At 65.3% G+C, this 1,056-nt stretch carries 1 pseudogene; it reads right to left on the bottom strand.

The annotated features are described in order from the left end of the window. Window positions 1-1,056 (bottom strand): annotated as a pseudogene (locus AB0I23_RS41550) (DNRLRE domain-containing protein); the annotation flags it as partial.

Below are 1,056 nucleotides of genomic sequence, written 5' to 3'. Positions count from 1 at the left end.
GGTCCGGGCCGCGAAGTCATCGGCATTGGCCGTGTCCACACCTCGCGGCGTGATCACCTTGGTGGTGTTGCCGACCTGGTCGTACTCGTACTTCGTCGACCGGTAGGTGATCGTCGAGGTGCCCTCGTGCGGCACCTTGACCTCGGTCTGCTTGCCCCGCTCGTCGTAGGTGACGGCGGTGGTGTTGTTCTCCGCGTCCGTGGTCGAGGTGACCAGCGAGTCCTTGTCGTAGCCCCGCTTGGTGGTCTTGCCCGCCGCGTCGGTCACCACGGTGACCCGGTGGTTGAAGTCGTAGTCGGTCTTGGTCGTGTAGTCGGTGGTGTCGGCCGTGGCGTTCTTCTTCGGGGCCACCACCTTGGTGACGTTGCCGACGGTGTCGTACGAGTAGGAGATCTTGTCGTCGGCCGCGTTCACCACGTCCGACAACTGATAGATCTCGTCATAGGTGTTGGTGGTGATGTAGTCGGCCGGATCCGTGGTCGTCAGCGTGCCCTTGGGCTCCGTCGTCGTCTTCAGGTTGCCGACCTTGTCGTACGTGTACGCCGAGGTCCGGACGGGCGAGATCGGGGTGTCCTTGGGCGCGGTCGCCGAGGTGATCTGGTCCGCGTCGTCATACACCGCCGTGGACACCGCCCCGTTGGGCGCCGTGGACGTGGTGACGTTGTCGTTGGCGTCGTAGACCGGCTCCGGAGTGGTGATCAGTACGCCCGTGTCCTTGGGCACCGTCTTGACCAGCGGACGCCCGAACGTGTCGTAGGTCTGCGTGGTCTTCTTGCCCAGCGCGTCCGTGACCTCGCGGACCTGGCCCCGCTCGTCGTAGACGAAGTCCGTCGCCTTCTGGAGCGCGTCCGTGATCTTGTCCGGGTAACCCGTCGGCCCGAAGCCGCTGTTGACGGTGGCGTGCCCGTTGGCGTCGGTCGCCTTGGTCAGCTGGCCGTAGGAGTTGTACTCGTAGGCGGTGGTGTAGTCGCCGGCCGTCGTGGTGGCCACGCCCTTCGGGTCGGTGACCGTCTTCAGGTTGCCGAACGTGTCGTAGCCGAACTGCCACGTACGGCC

This window comes from Streptomyces atratus, from assembly GCF_040655115.1.
In the GTDB taxonomy this organism is placed as follows: Bacteria; Actinomycetota; Actinomycetes; order Streptomycetales; family Streptomycetaceae; genus Streptomyces; species Streptomyces atratus_D.
This window is presented reverse-complemented; position numbering and strand designations above follow the sequence as displayed.